Here is a 17,477-nt window from a genome sequence, read left to right as displayed (position 1 = left end):
AGGTTCCCTTAATGAATTGAGCTTTATTATGGCCGTTCATATTTCGCAGACGCCTAGTGCAGAGTCAACCGCCGGTGCGCCACGCGAGCGCGCGCCCGCCCGCGGTATCTCCCTTTGTATAAGCGCCATGAATTGATGTGTGTCAAGAAATCGACGGATTATGCCTGCTGACAACGCCCGGTCTAGGGCCTGTTGACGTTTCACATTGGCAGCCATAAAAAGCTGCACGCCAAGGCCACTATGCTTTCGTAGTTTCGCTTGAGCTTATCGTAACGCGTCGCGATAGCACGATACGGCTTCAATCGAGCAAAGGCATTCTCAACCAGATGCCGGTAGCGATATAATCCTCTGTCCAGGTTGGCATTTCCTTTGTTCGAGTTGCGTTTGCGCGGAATCACGGCAGCCATGCCCTTGGCTTCGACCTGCTCACGGATACGCTCGCTGTCATAGCCCTTGTCAGCCACCAACGCATCACCCGCCGGCAAGTCGTCAATCAACGCCGACGCTTCCCTGCTGTCATGCACCTCACCGCCCGTTATCCTGAAGGCAATCGGCAGCCCATAGGCATCAACGGTCAGATGGATTTTGCTGGTATTGCCTGCACGACTTTTACCAATGGCTTCGGCGTCTTCCGTGGCAGCCCCCGTGCTGTCCTGGTGTGCCTTGACGTAAGAGCCATCAATGAACAGCCACTCGACATCAGGATCTTCCACCAGAGAGCTGAAAATCCTCATCAACTTTCCACTCGCTGACCAGGCGTTGAAGCGCTTGTAGACCGTATTCCAGAGGCCAAACGCCTCCGGTAGGTCCCGCCACGGACAGCCGGTGCGCATCCGATACAGGATGCCTTCCACCGTGGTACGCAGGTCGGCCTTGTCATAAATACCTTGTTGAAGCAGGATAGGTTTTAGCTTCGACCAGTGTTCATCCGTGAGCATTTGTCGGGGCATGGCAGGCTTGCAGTTTGTTGGCGTAGGAACCTTTATTCTGCGTAACTATTTAGCTCATGCTGCCTGATCCAGCTCGTCCTCTCGCATGAAGGCAGGCACCTCACCGGCAAACAGTTGCTCCAGCGCCGTGTGCGCCGCCAGGCCCTGTTTAACGGCCGTCGAGAGGAAACTGCGCATCCGACAGAAGATCTCCGCCCCTTCCCACGAGCGGAAACAGCCCGAGATCTTCTGCTGGACCTTTGTCATCCGCAGGTCGCGCTCTCCCTGGTTGTTGGTGAAGGGAACGGCAGGATCCTCGAGGAAGCGCAGCACGTCATCCTCATACGCCCGGAGGCGTTCGAGCAGGTTGCGCGCTTTGGTGCGCCTGGTGCGCCCACGGGTTCCGGGGGGTGGCCTGGCCGGTGGCGGACATTCGGCCTCACCCTCCGCCAGGCAGTCCCGGTAGCGAACTCGCCAGCGCTGCGCCTCGTCTGCCGGGAGGCAGCCTCCCGCCTCATCGACGGCGCGATTCATGGCCAACAGCCGATCATGCAGCGACGTCGCCCAGGTTTGCTGGTCGTTGTCCCGGACGCCGGTCAGTTCGCGAAGGTGATGGGCATTGCACAGCGCGTGCCGGCAATCGTGGTAGCGGTAATAGGGCTTCCAATGATCATGCACCAGTACTCCCTGGACGTAAGGCAGGATGCCGATGGCGTCCATGGCCTCCTGGCCGCGCTTTGCATGAGGCGCCAGGTAGGTCAAGGCTTCATTCGAGGCGCAGTGCAGCCAGTAGCGCTTGCCACCGACCTGCATCCCGGTTTCATCGGCATGCACGGTAGCCGCTTCACGTAGCGCCGGGATCACCCACTCGGCAAAGGGCTCGGCTCGTCGGCAGGCCTCCTGGTTGAAGGCAAACAGGGTGCCGGTGCTCAGTGACAGGCCATACTGCGACGTCAGCAGCTCCCGAATGCGCGCATAAGGCAGCAGCTGGTATTGGGAGAGATAGACGGCATGCGCCTTGAGACGCGGGCCATACTGGATCGGGCGGGTCACGCCGTCGGGAAACGGCGCTACATGGCGTTGGCCCCGATCATCCTCCAGCACCTCGGCCTGGTACTCGGTCACCACCGACTGGATCACGATGTCCTGGACCTGACGCTTCTCAACGCCGACCGAGTGATACGCTCTCCCCTTGTTGGGCAGAGTGCGGCGATCGACGCGCAACGATACGACCTCATCCGGGTCGGTAACCGGCTCCAGCGTCCTGCCTTCGTGACCCGGTTGCCCGCCGGGGCGACGCTCGCCCTTTGCCCGGGAGCGGCGTTGGCGGTTGAGGTCCTGTGACGGCGGCTTGCTGCTATTGCGGCTGCTGGTCGCCAGCCGGTCCGCCATCAGCTTGACCAGCAGCATCAGGACGTCGATCGCGGCGCGCAGCGAAGGAGAGACCGTGCGGTCTTCCTTGAGCTGCTGCCGGACCCGCTCGAGGGCCTCGTCGACGTTGATATCTCTGATGGTCATGTTGCCTGCTGGGTGGGGGAGTCGAATGACGGTACTATGCCTGAAGGAACAGCGGGTTGGCGAGTCTCACCCGACGCCACCTGAATAGTTACTATTCTGCGAGCTTGCCTCTATCCTGCCAAATCTTCCTGTCATCAAACGTCAACAGGCCCTACCTCTTTTGGGTTATCTTCAGAGTTACATGGTCATTAAAGCTGCCCTGGGCATCAACGCGAAAAGCGGCCGCAAAGGCGACCATGTCAGCCGCCACACAGGCCGGCATGACCGTCGCACTATCCGCCACTTTTCACAGCAACCCTTGCGCAGCCGTTACAACAATACGGCCATATTTCAAAGCGGCCATCGCCCCGGTCGTTACCGGGCGAGCCGTCGTATCGCAAAAGACCGTAAAGCACGACCGTGACGTATCAACAGGGGATCCACCATGGTATACCGCACTTTAAGCACGCTGGCCGCCGCTGGTTTGCTGGCCGTCGCCGCCGGCGCCAGCGCTAACGAGCTGCAGCAGCGCGCCGCACAGCAGTTCAATCCCATTCCCCAGTATCCGCCGGTGATCGACGGCAACGAAATGACCGAAGCCAAGGTCACGCTGGGCAAGATGCTGTTTTTCGAGCCGCGCCTGTCGTCAAGCCATCTCATCAGCTGCAACACCTGCCACAACGTCGGTATGGGCGGCCACGACTACCTGCCCACCTCCATCGGGCACGGCTGGCAAAAAGGCCCGCGCAACTCGCCTACGGTCTATAACGCCGTGTTCAACGTCGCCCAGTTCTGGGACGGCCGCGCCGCCGATCTGGCCGAACAGGCCAAAGGCCCGGTGCAGGCCGGCGTGGAAATGAGCAGCACGCCCCAGCGGGTGGAAGACACGCTGCGCAGCATGCCGGAATACGTCAAGCGTTTCCGCCAGGCCTTCCCGGGCGAGGATGATCCGGTCAGCTTTGATAACATGGCAACGGCCATCGAGGCATACGAGGCCACGCTGATCACCCCGGATGCGCCCTTCGACCAGTTTTTGCGCGGCGATACCGATGCGCTCAACGAACAAGAGCAGCGCGGACTTTCCCTGTTCATGAACAAAGGCTGCGTCGCCTGCCACAGCGGCACCAACCTGGGCGGGCAGAACTACTACCCGTTCGGCCTGGTTACACGCCCCGGCGGCGAGATTTTGCCCAGCGGCGACAAGGGGCGCTTTGCGGTCACCGAAACCGCTTCGGACGAATACGTCTTCCGCGCCGCGCCGCTGCGTAACATCGCGCTGACGGCTCCCTACTTCCACTCCGGCGCCGTCTGGCGTCTGGAAGACGCCGTCGCCGTGATGGGCACCGCCCAGCTGGGCACAGAGCTTGAAGAGGACGAAGTCACCGACATCACCTCCTTTTTGCATACGCTGACCGGGGAAATGCCCAGCATCACCTACCCTGAACTGCCGCCCAGCACCGACGACACGCCGCGTCCGAATCCGATGACGCCCTCGCCGTAACCGGGCTTTTTTCACGTTTTTCTCGGGCAGCCATCAAGGCTGCCCGTTTTGTCTGGGCCTGGCGGCACGGCTGACACAGCGCTTTGGCCGACGCAGCACTTGAGCCGACATGGCACTTTGGCTGACACAGCACTATGCTGGACGCTTTGCAGGAAAGCCCGTTACCTTCTGGGTAACGCTGTTGCACGCGCTTCAGGAGCCGGCCATGTCCGACGACACCACAACGCTACTGATTCACCTTGGCGCCGCCTGGCTGGCGGGCAGCCTGATCGGCCTTGAGCGCAGTTTTCACGGGCGCCCGGCCGGATTTCGCACCCATGCGCTGGTCTGCGCCGCCTCGGCGCTGCTGATGCTGCTTTCCATCCATCAGGGCCAGTGGCTGGATCCTGACCTGCCGATGTCGTCAATCCGTGCAGATCCCACGCGTATGGCACAGGGCATCATGACCGGCATTGGCTTTCTGGGTGCCGGGGTCATCTTCAAGGAAGGGCTGACGGTGCACGGGCTGACCACCGCCGCCTCGATCTGGATGACCTCGGCGTTGGGTATTCTCTACGGCGTGGGCTTTATGCTGCCGGCGGTGATTGCCACCGTCACCACGCTTTTAACGCTGTCGCTTTTTCGCTGGGTGGAGTCGCTTATTCCAGGCGAGCTGTTCGCCGATCACGAGCTTTGCTACCCCATCGACAACGTCGAGCCGGAAGACAAGGTCCGCGAGCTGATTACCCGCTACGGCTGCAAGGTCAACACCATGAGCTATCGGCTCAGCGAAAACGGCCGGCTGTTTCACTATCATATGGTATTGCAAACCCACGATCGCCAAAACATTGCCCGGCTGGCCGCGCATCTGCGTCAATCGCAGAACATTTTAGAGTATCGCCTGGCCCCGGCCGGTAGCTGAAACCACCGGCAAACGGCGGGCACGCTGACACAAGACCACGCAGGAGATCTGCCACGATGCGCCATCAGGCACTGCTCAACATTGACTACACCCGCGACTTCGTCGCCGACGACGGCAAGCTTTCCTGCGGCGCGCCGGGCCAGGCGCTGGAAGACGCCATCGTCCATATCACCGACGCCTTCATTGAAGCCGGTGACGAGGTGTTCTTCGCCATCGACGCCCACACAGAAAACGACCCGTATCATCCGGAAGCCAAGCTCTTTCCGCCCCATAACATCATCGGCACGCCCGGGCGGGCGCTCTACGGCAAACTGGCCGAGGTGTACGCCCGGCATCGCGACAAGGCCTACGTTCACTATTTCGACAAGACCCGCTACAGCGCCTTTGTCGGCACCCCGCTTGAGACCAAGCTGCGCGAGCGCGGCATCACCGAGCTGCACCTGGTCGGCGTATGCACCGATATCTGTATCCTCCACACCGCGATTGATGCCTACAACAAAGGCTTTGACATCGTGATCCACGAAAAAGGCGTGGCCAGCTTCAACCCGTCCGGCCATGCGTTTGCCCTGGAACACGTCGCCAACGTGCTGGGCGGAAAAGTGATTCGCGACACGCCCGAGCCGCTACTTCAGGCTTAACCGAGCATATGCTCATGCAACCCTCCGCGTCCGTATGCCGTTTCACCCTGCTGGCCGGCATCGCGCTGGCCGGCGCCGCGCTGGCTCAAACCGCACTGGCCGCCGATGCGCTGACGTTTTCACCCGACGACATTGTGTCCTGGCCCACGCGCTCGTTTGAGGGTGAAACCGCATATCAAGTAGTGGAAGAAAACGGCACGCCGCTGCTTCAGGCCCGGGCCCGCCAACAAGCCTCGGCCAAGTATCTCAAGCGCGAGATTGACCTTGGCAAAACGCCCTACCTGCACTGGTGCTGGCGGGTATCCGGCGTTTATCCGGGCCTTGACGAAACGCAAAAATCCGGCGACGACTACCCCGCTCGCGTCTACGTGGCGCGCAAGACCGGGCTTTTGCCCTGGCAGGTGGAATCGGTGAACTACGTCTGGGCCTCCACCCAGCCTGCCGGGGCCAGCTGGGTTAACGCCTTTACCTCCCGCGCGCAGCTTTTGGCCCTGCAAAGCGGCAGTGCCCGAGCGGGCCAGTGGGTGGCTGAAGTGCGCAACGTACGCGACGACTACGAGCGCCTTTTCGCCAGCCGCCCGGCAAGCATTGACGGCCTGGCGCTGATGACCGACGGCGACAACGCCGGCGGCGACGCCACTGCCTGGTTTACCCGGCTGGGCCTGTCCGCCAACCCCGAGCCGCCGGCGTGTCCCTGAAGCGCAACAATCGACATACTTCACAGTATGCCGCCGCTCTCCCGTTGACGGAAAAGCCGCCGCAGCAGGGTAAACGGTAAAATGATGCGGCCGTATTGAGACGCCACGGTAACCATGAACCAAATTCACGCACGCGCTTTCACCGCTCCAACGCAACAAACCCGCGCAGGGCGGGTTTGTCGGCAGGTTTGAAGGCTCAGGCAGCGCTCAGCGGCTAAAACACCGCGTGCGCCACCAGCGCGATGACCGGCAGGGTCACCAGGGTGCGCAGCAGAAAAATCACGAAAAGCTCGGCTACGTTGACCGGCACCTTGCTGCCCAGCAGCAAAGCGCCCACTTCCGACATGTAGATCAGCTGGGTGACGGAGAGGGCGGCAATAACGAACCGCGTCATCTCGCTTTCGATGGAGCTTGCCAGAATGGCCGGGATGAACATGTCGGCAAAACCCACCACCATGGTTTGCGAGGCGGCGGCGGCTTCGGGGATGCGCAGCCATTCCAAAAGCGGCACAAACGGCAGGCCCAGCCAGCCAAACAGCGGCGTGGTTTCGGCGATGATCAGCGCGGTGGTGCCAAACGCCATGACCACGGGCAGCACGCCCAGCACCATATCCAGGGCATTGTGAATGCCGGTGCGCACCACCAGCCCCAGGCTGTCGATCCTGTTGGCGCGGGCAAGGGCCAGCGCATAGCCGTGGCTGAGCCGCGAATGGCCCTGCGGCGTGGCTTCGCTGGCGGGCAGGCGAGGTTCGCCGTTGATGAACACGTCCTTTTTCAAGCTGAGCGGCGGCAAGCGCGGCACGACAATGGCCGCGGCAACACCGGCCAGACACACGGCAAAATAAAACGGCAAAAACAGATGCTCCAGCCTTACCTGCGCCAGCACCACCAGGCTAAAGGTAATCGATACCGCCGAGAACGTAGTGCCGATCACCGCCGCTTCGCGCTGGGTGTAGTGGCGGGTTTCGTACTGCTTGCTGGTGAGCAAAATGCCCACGCTGCCGTCGCCAAGCCAGGAGGCCATGCAGTCCACAGCAGAACGCCCGGGCAGGCGAAACACCGGGCGCATGATGCCGGTAAGCAAAGTGCCGATAAACTCCAGCAGGCCAAAATCCAGCAGCAGCGGCAGCAGCAGGCCGGCGAACACAAACACGGCAAACAGCACGGGCAATAAATCGTTGAGCACCAGCCCGCCGGTATCGCCGCCGTATAAAATCTCAGGGCCGACCTGCGCGTAGACCAGCACAACAAAGGTCGCGCCCACCAGCCGGCTGACCAGCCACACCGGGCTTACGTTGAACAGAGTATTCAAAAACGGATGGGCAAGCACCGGCTTTGGCCTGAACAGCGTAACCAGCAGCGACAGCACCGCTGAGGCCACGATCAATACCGTAACAATACTCGGCAGCGCGCCGGCCAGCACCGCCTGCAGGCTTTTGGCCAGCACCGCGATCATGATGGTGAGATCGCCGTGATAGCTGACCGGCGTCATGAACAAAAAAATGCCCAGCAGCGAAGGCAGTATAAACATCAGCACATTGCGCATGCCGGGCTTCGGCGGCTCGGCCGGTCGTTCTTTCATGACAACTCCTTTACGTCCTCAAGGCAGGCCCGGTGTCTTCTGGCCGGGCACATCAAGCGGGCGGATTGCTTTCGCGCCGTCGCAGCGGCGCCCCGGGCCGCGAGCGTTCGCCGCCGAAAAACGCGCATCTTACGTCAAAAACCGCATGCCAGAAAGGGAAACGACGCCTGCCCGTTGCACGCCGCAGCGGCTCGACGCGATTAGAAAAGCCCTCAGCGCCGGAGCAGCCAGCCGCCCTTTTGTCGCCGGGTCAGGTATTGCAGCTCATCGGCGGCGCGGGCCGTACTGATACGCTGACAGACCATATCGCGGTAGATGCGATCGGCCCTGCGCCGGCGGCGCACGGCATCCCCCACATCGAGAAACTTTTCCACCCCGCTTACAAGGGTCAGCCAGAAACCGCCAGGAGACTCACCGGGCGCAAGCCCTTCTTGTTTGGCGCCGCTGTACGCCTCAAGCTTGGCTGCAATCAGTTTGAGCTCGGCCTGAAAGCTCTCGCTTTGCGCCACCGGCAGCGCTCGTGCACGGGCCAGCACGTCGTGCATATATTCAGCGGAAAGCAGGCCATACTCCTGGAAGCTGGCCAGAAACTGCAGGCCGCGAGTCGCCTCGGCGCGGTTGCCGTTCAGCGTCATCTCGCCGGCGGTGTACACCTTGTCCCAGGCCTGCCAGCGGTACACCCAGTCAAGCCCCGGGCCTTTGATGTTTTGCATGCCAAGTATGCGGTTGGTGTAGCCCGGCGGGGTCTGATCGCACACCAGATTGATCAGCTGTTCGCCGGACACAAAAGGCGAGCGCACCGTTTCGATGCGCGCGCGAAACCAGTGCCAGAGCATGTCGCATGCCTGCGCATTGCGCGCAGCGCACGGTGTCGGGTCGCCGGTGAGCTGCTCATCGAACGCGCGAAACGCCTGCCACTCGCGGTAATACCTCTGATGCTGGGCAATAACGGCGTCAAAATGGCGGAAAAGCGGTGTGTTCTGCTCGGCGCTGTCCGGCGGCAAAAGCGTGGCAAGATACGCGCCGGGATCGGCCAGGTTTTGCGCCAGCAGCGGGCGGTCAAAAGGGATACCCAAGCCTTCCAGCATGGCCGCCAGCCGTCCGAGCACGGCCTTTTCTGTGACACAGACGCGCATCTGGCGGGCCAGGCGGTGCCACTCCACGGAAGGGTCGGGACGGTCCTGAGCGCGTGGCCAGAGCGTGATGTCTTCGCGCCTTGCCGCCCAGGACGCTTCGATATCGCCCATCAGGCCTTCAAGGTTGGTGCCAATAAGAAAATGGCGATCGGCGCTGATGTCATTGACCAGAATATCGGCAAATACCCGCGAACGCGCCACCCGATCAGCGCGGTTGTTGATCACCGTCGAAACCCAGATACCGGGGTCAGCTTCCGGGTTTTGCCGATCAAAGCCCAGTCGGTTCCAGTTGTCCAGCGCCCCCAGGCGCTCGTTGGCCGACATGCCGTTGGTAAACTGCAGGGTCCGCTCGCGAACGCGGGCCTGCGGATACACCTTGAGCACGCCAAGATCAGGTACGACATGATCGGCCATGGCCTTGAGCGCAAAAAGATGCGAAATACGAAATTCATCGGCCATGCGCAGCACCAGCGCGATGTTGGCCGGATGCTCCGCGTAGGAAAAGCGCGACAGCGTATCGCCGGGCAGCAATTCGGCCTCGATCCAGTCTATATGATGGCACTCGGTACCGAGTTTCTGCGATACCTGCTGCAAGATGGGCAGCATCTCCGCTTCGCTGGTAATCAGCGTTGCGTTTTTGGGGATAAATTCGGTCATGACAAGCGGGATATTCACCCCCGCCGGCCCTTGTATATCCTCGTGATCGGGGTAGGTGTTGGTAATGGTGGCGATATCGTCGCGCATCCACTGCTTTTGCAGTATGCGCACGTAGGAAGGGTTGAGCCCCATGCACTCCCAGAGAAACACGTCCGCGCCGAGCTTTTGCGACAGCTTCACCAGATCCGCCTGCTCCCAGATTGTCGCTTTATCGTAGGGGCGGAACAAAAACATCTCCTGAAGCTCGCGATGGCTATAGCCGTGCAGAAACATCGCCTCGCAGCCGGTGGTTTTGGAGATGACGTGGAAACCGAGGCCGTTGAACAGCGCAGCCTTGAGCCGCTCGGTGCCCGATTTGCCCCGCGTGCCCCAGCCGCCGATAACCAGCGGCAGCTTGTCGCGCGCACGGCGGGTGCTCAGGTTGATGTAAATGTGCCGTCCGACGAACAGCGCCAGCATCCCTCCCAGAAAGAAGCTCAACTGACGCAGGGTGTTTTGATAGACGGATACAAAATAGCCGGTGTACTCCTGCCACCACCCCATCAGCAGCGGCGGAAAAGCCAGCGCGGGGAAAAAACGGCGCACCGCTGGATCTTCGGGCAGCGGGCGGGCCTTCGGATCGGTATGGGTACGAAAGCGCACCGTGAACCCAAGGCCCTGCAGGGCCGTCATATAGCCGTTCGCCGCCCTTCCGCTGTCGGCCTGCCAGTTGCGCAGCCGTGCGTAATGGGCAAAACGAAAGGTAAGCGTCAGCCGCGCGCGCAGCCGCGCAACCAGCCCGCCGGGCGGGGTAAGTTCGGTCACCCCCTCGCTTGTATAAATGTTCATCGGCCGGGTCGGCCAAGACTGATCAAGGCTTGAAATCACCTGGTCCACCAGCGGCAGATAAGGCCGCCACCCGCCCTCGTCGCTGATGTGCAGCGGCTCGCCCGGCACCCGCGTCGGGCTTAGCTCCGACAGCCGCGCTGAAGGGGCCTGCAAGAGGCCGTAATAGACGCGCCCGATCGTGTGGTGGCCCGCCTGGCGCTTGTCCGGGACGGCATGGAGAAGCTCATGCCAAACCCGCCAGAAGCGAAAACGAAAGCGCTCCCAGCGGCGAAACTCAACCCTGCCCGAACAGCGGTCGGCATCCAGCCCGAAATCCTTCTGAGCCAGGGCGCCAAGCACTCGGCCCACCCGGTCATCGCTCACCGCACCGGGCACGGCCACACGCCGGCGCTTGCGCAGCGGCGCGCCGGCAATCCGGGGGCGGAGCTGCTCGTAGAGCGCGCGCGCCTCGGGGTCCATCATGCACCACAGGTTTTCCCGCGCCTGCGCTGCCCAGCGGCGCACGCGCAGGTCGTCTGCCTGCGTATGCAGCGCTGTAAGGAGCGCAAAGCCGGTGTCTGACCAGTGCGCAAACGGCGCTTCTTCGCCCTTGCTGAGCAGCACCGCCGCGATGGCCGGTATGACGTGGCAATAAAAACGCAGCGTTATCGGCTGACGTTCCTGGCGGGCCCCGCGCTGGACCAGCGCAAGGCAGCGGCCCGCCTGGGCGGCATCGTTTTCCACCAGCCGAATCAGACCGTGAACGGCATAGCCGCGAACCTCCCGGGCGCTGTCGTCAAGGGCCAGCCCCGCCAAGTGCTGCATAAGCGAGGCCGGGCGCTGCTCGATCAGCAGATCCACCAGCGCCTGGCGCACCGTCGGGCTTGGGTCCTGAAAAGCGGTCTTCAGCAGCGACTCGAATCTCGGATCCTCGCGATGCTCCCCCAGCACCTGCAGCGTATGCTGGCGCACAAAAAAATCGTCGCTTCCGGCAGCGCCGGCCAGGCGGCGTTCGATGATGTCCAGCACGGCGGGATAGCCCAGCACACTCAGCAGCGAGAGCGCCTCGGTCTGCAGCCACACCGGCTGCTGCGGGTCCATGGCCAGACGATAGCTGTAGGTCAGCGTGCTATCGCTTAGATAACGCCCGCCTTCGCCCGGCGGCAGCGAACGCGCCGCCCGGGCCAGACCGTGAAAAGCGGCGAGGCGCACGCGCAGATCCCCCTCATAGGCCAGCAGCTCACCGATACACGCTTCAAGGTTGAGCTTTCGCCAGCGCCGGATGCTTTCTTTCGGCGCTGTGCTCTGCGTGCGGATATAGCGTGCGCTCAAAACACCCAGACGCTCCAGGCTAAAGCTCAGATGCCGTTCACAGTCGGCAAACTTTTTGTGATAGCGCTCGCTGACCGCATCCATGTCAAACCATCGCCTGAAAGCGCGCTGATCTCCGCGCAGCTGGCGCCGGCTTGCGCCCAGCGTGCGCGCATAGTCAAGCACATGCCCGCGTATTTCGTCCTTCGACCCGGCGCTTGCCAGGCGCGTTGTAAACTCGCGATGGTTCGCATGAAGGCGGGCGAGGTCACGGCGCTGCACCTCGATCCAGTCCAGCAGCGCATCCAGCAGCACCCGATGGCGAACGTCGGGCTCCTCTTTGGGCATGCGGCGCTCGCTTCGAGCCACAAAGGACAAAATGGCCTGAATCTGGCGCCGATTCATCCGCTGCCAGGGCGCCTGCAGCTCCTCGGTCAGCACGTCTTTGAGTTCCCACTTGGCGTTTGGCTTCATCACATTTTGCCCGGCGGCACCTCGTCTTGTTGAACCGCAGCGCCCGTTTTTGGCGCCTTTTGAAACGCAGGCACTGCGTCGCGTGTACCCGTGGCACGCTCAGACGGGGCGCGCTCGGATCGGTACTGCGGTATCAGGCGATTAACGTCCACACGCTCACGCTGCAACGCGCGGCGCAAGGGCAAAAACGCAAGCTCATCCGGGCGTCTGGCCGGGCTTAAGCGTCCCTCGTTGGCTTCAAATTCGATTCCCAGCTGAAACCCGAATGCGCCGCGCTCCACGTCGTAAACGCCCTCCGCGCGCAGCGTCAGCGCATTGGCTCCCCGGTTAAAGCTCAGCAAGCGGGTGCCCACAAAAAGCCGCTGCCGGTCAGCGCTGGCATCGCGATCCGCGTCGTTGAAATAGTGCCGCCAGCGCACCCCGGCCTCGCCGGATACGCCGCCAAACAGCTGCCGCGCACCGGCACTGATCTCTGCGTAATCCGGATCAAAAGGATTCAGCGACGCATTGCTGACAAGCGTCCCCTCCAGATAGGCCCGCTGATCTTCACGGGGCGACCAGGTGAGGCGGTCGGACAGCTTCAAGCGGCGCATGTGATCGCGTTTATACGGAGAAAACACATCAATATCGATGTCCGCCAACGCGTCTTCCGGCACCGCATCCAGGCTTAGCCAGCGCTGATGCAGGGCGATACCGGCTTTATGGCGAAGCGTGGGCGAGAGGCGAAAGAGGCGCTCGGCGCTGCCCTGAAGCCGTGCCGACCAGGGATAATCGCCGGTGCCTGGATCATTCCGGCCGGGCTGAAGGTAGGCTTCGCCGAAAAAACCCAGCTGCCAGCGGCTATCTTCGGGATAAAAGTCCACCCACTGCTTTGCGCCCAGCGTTTCCCCGCCCCCCTCGCGCCGGCGCAGGAGCAGATCGCTGCGGCTGAACAGCCGCCGTTCGGGCTGGCGAAATCGATAGCGAATCCCTGTTTCAACGGCACGGCTCGCCTGCGCCGGCGTTACGTCGCCTTCGGGGGTGCCAATGCGCTCGGCCATGCTCACATAGCCTCCAAAGCTGTTGAGGCCGGCACCGGGCGAAGCGTGATCCTGTAGCTGCCACGTTACCGGCGGGGCCGGCCGCGGCGGCGGCGCCGGTCCCTTCGCCGGGGCTGCAAGACGGGCTTGCAGTACGCTGGGTTCAAGCGGCCCCGGCGCCGGCGCTTGTCGCAAGACAGACAGGCGATAGTAGCGATCGCTGTGCTTTTCTGCGCGGAAAGACAAAGACTGCCAGCCGGGTGCCACAAAACGATAGGACGTCGCACGGCCGTGCGATGACCACTCGTCCACCCGCACCCAGGCCGGCCCTTGAACGTAGAAGCTTGCCGGCCGGCCCGGCGCTGCGATGTGGTAGCGGCGCGTTTGTTCGTCCAGCAGCGGTGCCCGGCGCTCACCTTGAGTGAGTTTTGCCGTGACGAACTGCTGCTGGCGCGGGGTATCAAGCCATAGCCGCAAGGCGTGCTGTCCGGCGTCCACGTGAATGCGCTGGACGCGCTCGCCTGACGCTAAACGCACCCGCCGCGGTGTGCGGTCGTCCAGCTGCATGAGCACCGCGGCGGGCGCCGTGGCCGCATGAGGCAAAACGCGCTGAGCCAGGCGCACTTCAACGGTGGTAGGTTCTGGCGTAAAAAACGCCGCGCCTTCGATGTCCTTGCCGCTCAACAGCATCGCAGAAGGGGAAAACCCGGGCAACAAGGCTTGACGCACGCGCCTGAACGGCGAATACATCTGCGCCTGCAGCGGCATCCGGCGCACCCCGGCACTTTCGAAACTGCTTGTCATGCGCTCCCAGCGATACCCCTGGAGTCGCCTGTTGACCAGCTGACGAATGGCCGCGACTTCGGCGTGGGCCTCGGCCAGCTGGGCCAGGCGCGCAATCGCCAGGTCCAGCAGGTCAGGGCTGTGCTCAAGGCGCCAGAGCCATGTCACGGCCTGGGCATACGCCTGTGCGGGAGATTCGGGAACGTCAGCAGTCACCGCCTCATCCACCGGTACGGCGTAGCTGCCCGGCGGCCAACGTGTCGGCCCCGCCGCCGGCCCGGCGGCCTTGGCCGGGTCCGGAAAAACAAGCGATGCAAGCATGCCCTTGAGATCAGCCGCCTCAGAATCGGCAAGCCCGCGCGTATAGCGTTGAGCCGGGGGCATAATCGGCAACGGCGCGATGTCGCCGCCTTGAACCTGAAAATAGCCGGGCTCTGTGGCGGCCACAAAGCGGGCCTGTTCCGCAGGGGCGCGCAGCAGGTGCTTAAGGGCCAGAGGCGTCACCGGCGGCAGCACAGCCCAGGGGTGGGTGGGCCGCCACTGCCAAAGCCGAGTCAGATACGCATGCGCTTGCGGTCGCAGGCGAACGCGGTGCAGGCCGGGGGGCACGTTGATCAGCGTGTCCTCGCCGATCGCGATTTCGGTGTTGCGGTTGATCGGCGCAAGATAGGCATTTTTCGCCTGCGCCAGCAGCGGCTTTTTACGCGCTGTCGTTTTTCCCGCGGCATCAACAAGCTCCACGGAAAGCCAGTCGATCTCTCCGGCCTCGCGGCTTTTCGGCGCCACCCGGCGCAGCTGAGCGCGCAGCACTGTCGGCCCGACAACCTCCAGCTCCAAGGGCGCCTCGGCACTGGCGTGCGGCAGGGCCAGGGGCTTGCGCGTCACCTCGCTGAAAAGCGTCGAGAAGCCTTGGCTGCGCTCAAGGCGCTGATTCAGCGACGCCCAGGCAAAGCTCTGCTCGGCAGACAGCGACCACTCCAGCCAGCGCGCAACGCCGGCAAGACGGCAGGTTGGCTGCGCGCTGCCCAGCGCCCGGGCAATCGCCCGGGCCTTGCGCATGCGTGCCATGCGTTTTCGGCCTGCAGCGCCGGCCCTGCGCCAGTGCGCCATGGCCTTGGCGGCATCGCCGCGCCGCGCGGCACGGTTACCCCGGCGCAGCGCCTGACGAGAGACGGTTCGCTCGGCGCGGTCGGCGGTATGTATCCAGCCGGCCGCCTCGGCGGCTTCCGGCAGCCAGGCCGGGGCCTTCCCTTCCCGGGCGATCAGCACACCCAGCTGGCTGGCCCACAGGGAATTTCCCGCGCGATGCAGCGCCTGCCCCAAAGGGGCCAGCAGCGCGCTGTCGCCTTCGCGCAGAAAACGCGCCGCCAGCAGCGCCACCTGACGGGCCCACGCCTGGGAGCCGGCGTATTCTGCCAGCAAGTCCTCGGTTGCCTGGCGCTTTGCCGGGGCACTTGGCGCAAAGACCGCCGTGGCCGTGCGCTGCTGCCCGGCCAGGTAGTGCTCGCCGAGTTTTTCAAGCGCGCGTTGCGATAGCCGATAGGCCTGGGGGTGCTGGCCGTAGCCGGCTCGACCGAGCGCTTCGATGACACCGGTCCAGTTTTCACGCGCGGCCTGTCGTTGCGCCTGCGACAAGCGCGCATCCAGACGGGCAGCCGCCGGCAGGGCCTCGGCGCGGGCACCGTCCAGATAAGCCGCCTGTGCGGCATGCAGATAGCGCAGCATGGGATACCACTGGTTTTCCAACGCGCGCGCCGGTGTCGGCGCAAAAGGCAGCGGGGCGCTATCCGGTTTGGGTACAGCCAGCAGTGCCTGATGCAAGCGCTCGACAAGCGAGCGGGAAGGCCGCTTTTCCACGAGCGTGCGATAGGCATGCTCACCGACTGCAAAAGGCTGGCCGGCGCGATACTGAAGCGCAACGGGCAGCGCGGTATCACTCCAGACACGCACCTTGTCAATACGCGCCGGCAAGGGCAGCGTCACGCTGGCGGTCGGCCAGTAGTGGCCGGGGGTGCGCTCAGCGGTAAAGCGGCCTCCCAGCGTCGGAGGCATATTCAGCGCGCCCTTGCACTGTGACAGCGCAGCGTCTTCCGGCCCGGGCCGAGCAACCGGCCACGCCGGCGCTGTCAGGCTGAGCCGCTGGGCCGGCTCATCGTCGAACTGGACCCATAGCGTTGCTGTTTGCGGCATCCAGGGGGGCATCAGGCGCGCCACGGCAAGGCGCAGACGCGAAGGGCCGGCGCGCGCAGGCACAGGATAGACACGCGGCGCGGTATCCAGCGTGGTGAAAAGGCCGTGCCCTAGCCGCTCAAGCACGCCTTCTCTGAGGTAGTAGCGCGCCTCGCTTGCGATATCCAGCGGGCTGGTGGTGGCAAACCATGCGGTGTGCATGGTGCGCGATGCCTTCTGCGCGTGCGCATCGGGATAGAGGTTGCGAAAAAAACGCTGGCGGCGCTCGATATTTCGGGACAGGGCCTGCCCCGGCCCTTCGGGCCTGGCGCCGGGAAAAGCGTTTGCCCCCTGCTCAAGGCGCGGGCGCTGAAGAAACCCCAGGGCAGTGCCGGCCGCGCCCTCAATATGGTTCGATCGTCGCAGGGCGTCCACTGCCGCAAGCGGCTCGCCGTGAGCCGTCAGAGGAGACTGCACAAGCCCGCGGGCCAGCGCAGCGGCCGTCGGCCCGGGCACGTTGGCATCAAGCGCATAGCGCCCCGTAGCCTGCTCAAGGCGGACCAGCAGCGGCTGCGACGCCTTGAGCTTGAGGCGATGCGCGCCTTCAGAGAGCGCCAGGTAGTATCGGTCCATGCCGCCGTGTAGCCGGACGCTGTCGGCGATCTGGTAACGAGCGCTTACCCCGGCTCGATCCACGCGCAGAGGCTGCCATGGCGCCCCGTCCACTGCCCATTCCAGAACATACTGTTGCAAAACATACTGCGCTTGATCTGTCGGCTGCAGGGGCCGGCTGGCCACGGCCAGCACCGCCAGCCCTTCCACGGGCCACTCAAGCACCTCGCCTGGCACCAGGCGCTGAACAGTACGGCGTTGGCCATCGTCATCGACAAGCGTCTGCGACGCAGCAGAGGAAGACGGCGCAATGTCGTGAAAAGTGCGAGGTGGGTCGGCCGCATCCAGCGCGGCGACAAAAAGCCGGCCGTTCAAGGCCGTTTCGGCCTCCAGGCGGGCAAGCAGCGGCGAGGGGGTATCCTGCACGTGAAGCCATTCGTCGCGCTCGCCGCTGGGCGTCCAGGCCGCTTGCCGCCAAAGCTGGCCATCGCGGGAGAGCCACAGCAAGGGCGGCGGCTGATCGTTTTGTGTCTGCAGGCGCAAATGCCCCTGCGCGTCGAGTGCAAACGTCGCCGTCTCGCCGGCGCTGAGCTTCACCCGGGCGTTTTTCACCTGATCCAGCCGCGCTGCATGCTCCCAGATCAGCCGCGGCGCCTGGCCTGCGCGTTCACGCGCAACAAGCGGATCGGCCCCGTAAGGATACAGCTCGGGCACGCTTTGGCCCGCCACGCTTACAGGCAGTACAAACGCGAAAAACATGATC

9 protein-coding genes are annotated in these 17,477 nt (G+C 63.5%); 4 read left to right on the top strand and 5 right to left on the bottom strand.

All coding sequences use genetic code 11. The features are described from left to right. Nucleotides 1-200: 200 nt before the first annotated feature. Together ACZ415_RS08195 and tnpC are read right to left on the bottom strand one after the other, a co-directional pair. Entirely contained in the window at nucleotides 201-950 is a 750-nt protein-coding gene (locus tag ACZ415_RS08195) for an IS5 family transposase (RefSeq protein WP_344703115.1), read from the bottom strand. A gap of 54 nt (nucleotides 951-1,004) precedes the next feature. After that, nucleotides 1,005-2,447 (bottom strand): IS66 family transposase, encoded by a 1,443-nt coding sequence (gene tnpC, locus ACZ415_RS08190; protein WP_464387713.1) that lies wholly within the window; start codon nucleotides 2,445-2,447, stop codon nucleotides 1,005-1,007. Between the two features lie 424 nt (nucleotides 2,448-2,871). Between tnpC and ACZ415_RS08185 the strand changes: the two genes are divergently transcribed. The 4 genes from ACZ415_RS08185 to ACZ415_RS08170 all read left to right on the top strand — a co-directional run bounded on the left by ACZ415_RS08185 (nucleotide 2,872) and on the right by ACZ415_RS08170 (nucleotide 6,164). Next, the gene (locus ACZ415_RS08185; protein ID WP_344703328.1) at nucleotides 2,872-3,927 is read left to right on the top strand and encodes a cytochrome-c peroxidase; all 1,056 of its coding nucleotides are present in this window, start codon (nucleotides 2,872-2,874) and stop codon (nucleotides 3,925-3,927) included. Nucleotides 3,928-4,036: 109 nt separating this feature from the next. Beyond that, nucleotides 4,037-4,828 (top strand): MgtC/SapB family protein, encoded by a 792-nt coding sequence (locus tag ACZ415_RS08180; RefSeq protein ID WP_344703330.1) that lies wholly within the window; start codon nucleotides 4,037-4,039, stop codon nucleotides 4,826-4,828. Nucleotides 4,829-4,884: 56 nt separating this feature from the next. Beyond that, nucleotides 4,885-5,466 (top strand): cysteine hydrolase family protein, encoded by a 582-nt coding sequence (locus ACZ415_RS08175; RefSeq protein WP_344703332.1) that lies wholly within the window; start codon nucleotides 4,885-4,887, stop codon nucleotides 5,464-5,466. A gap of 14 nt (nucleotides 5,467-5,480) precedes the next feature. Then, on the top strand, nucleotides 5,481-6,164 hold the full coding sequence (locus tag ACZ415_RS08170; RefSeq protein WP_344703334.1) for a DUF3047 domain-containing protein: 684 nt from the start codon (nucleotides 5,481-5,483) through the stop codon (nucleotides 6,162-6,164). 214 nt (nucleotides 6,165-6,378) lie between these two features. Here ACZ415_RS08170 and ACZ415_RS08165 read toward each other — a convergent pair whose 3' ends face one another. The 3 genes from ACZ415_RS08165 to ACZ415_RS08155 form a co-directional block, all read right to left on the bottom strand. Then, nucleotides 6,379-7,746 (bottom strand): YjiH family protein, encoded by a 1,368-nt coding sequence (locus ACZ415_RS08165; protein WP_344703336.1) that lies wholly within the window; start codon nucleotides 7,744-7,746, stop codon nucleotides 6,379-6,381. Nucleotides 7,747-7,958: 212 nt separating this feature from the next. Continuing rightward, nucleotides 7,959-12,131 carry a HEAT repeat domain-containing protein gene (locus ACZ415_RS08160; protein WP_344703338.1) on the bottom strand — a complete coding sequence of 1,391 codons (4,173 nt, stop codon included), beginning with the start codon at nucleotides 12,129-12,131 and terminating at the stop codon, nucleotides 7,959-7,961. Beyond that, nucleotides 12,131-17,473, bottom strand: coding sequence for a hypothetical protein (locus ACZ415_RS08155; protein WP_344703340.1), 5,343 nt, complete (start codon nucleotides 17,471-17,473; stop codon nucleotides 12,131-12,133). The genes ACZ415_RS08160 and ACZ415_RS08155 overlap by 1 nt, the downstream gene beginning before the upstream one ends. Nucleotides 17,474-17,477 lie beyond the last annotated feature (4 nt).

This window comes from Halomonas cibimaris, assembly GCF_055379665.1.
This window is presented reverse-complemented; position numbering and strand designations above follow the sequence as displayed.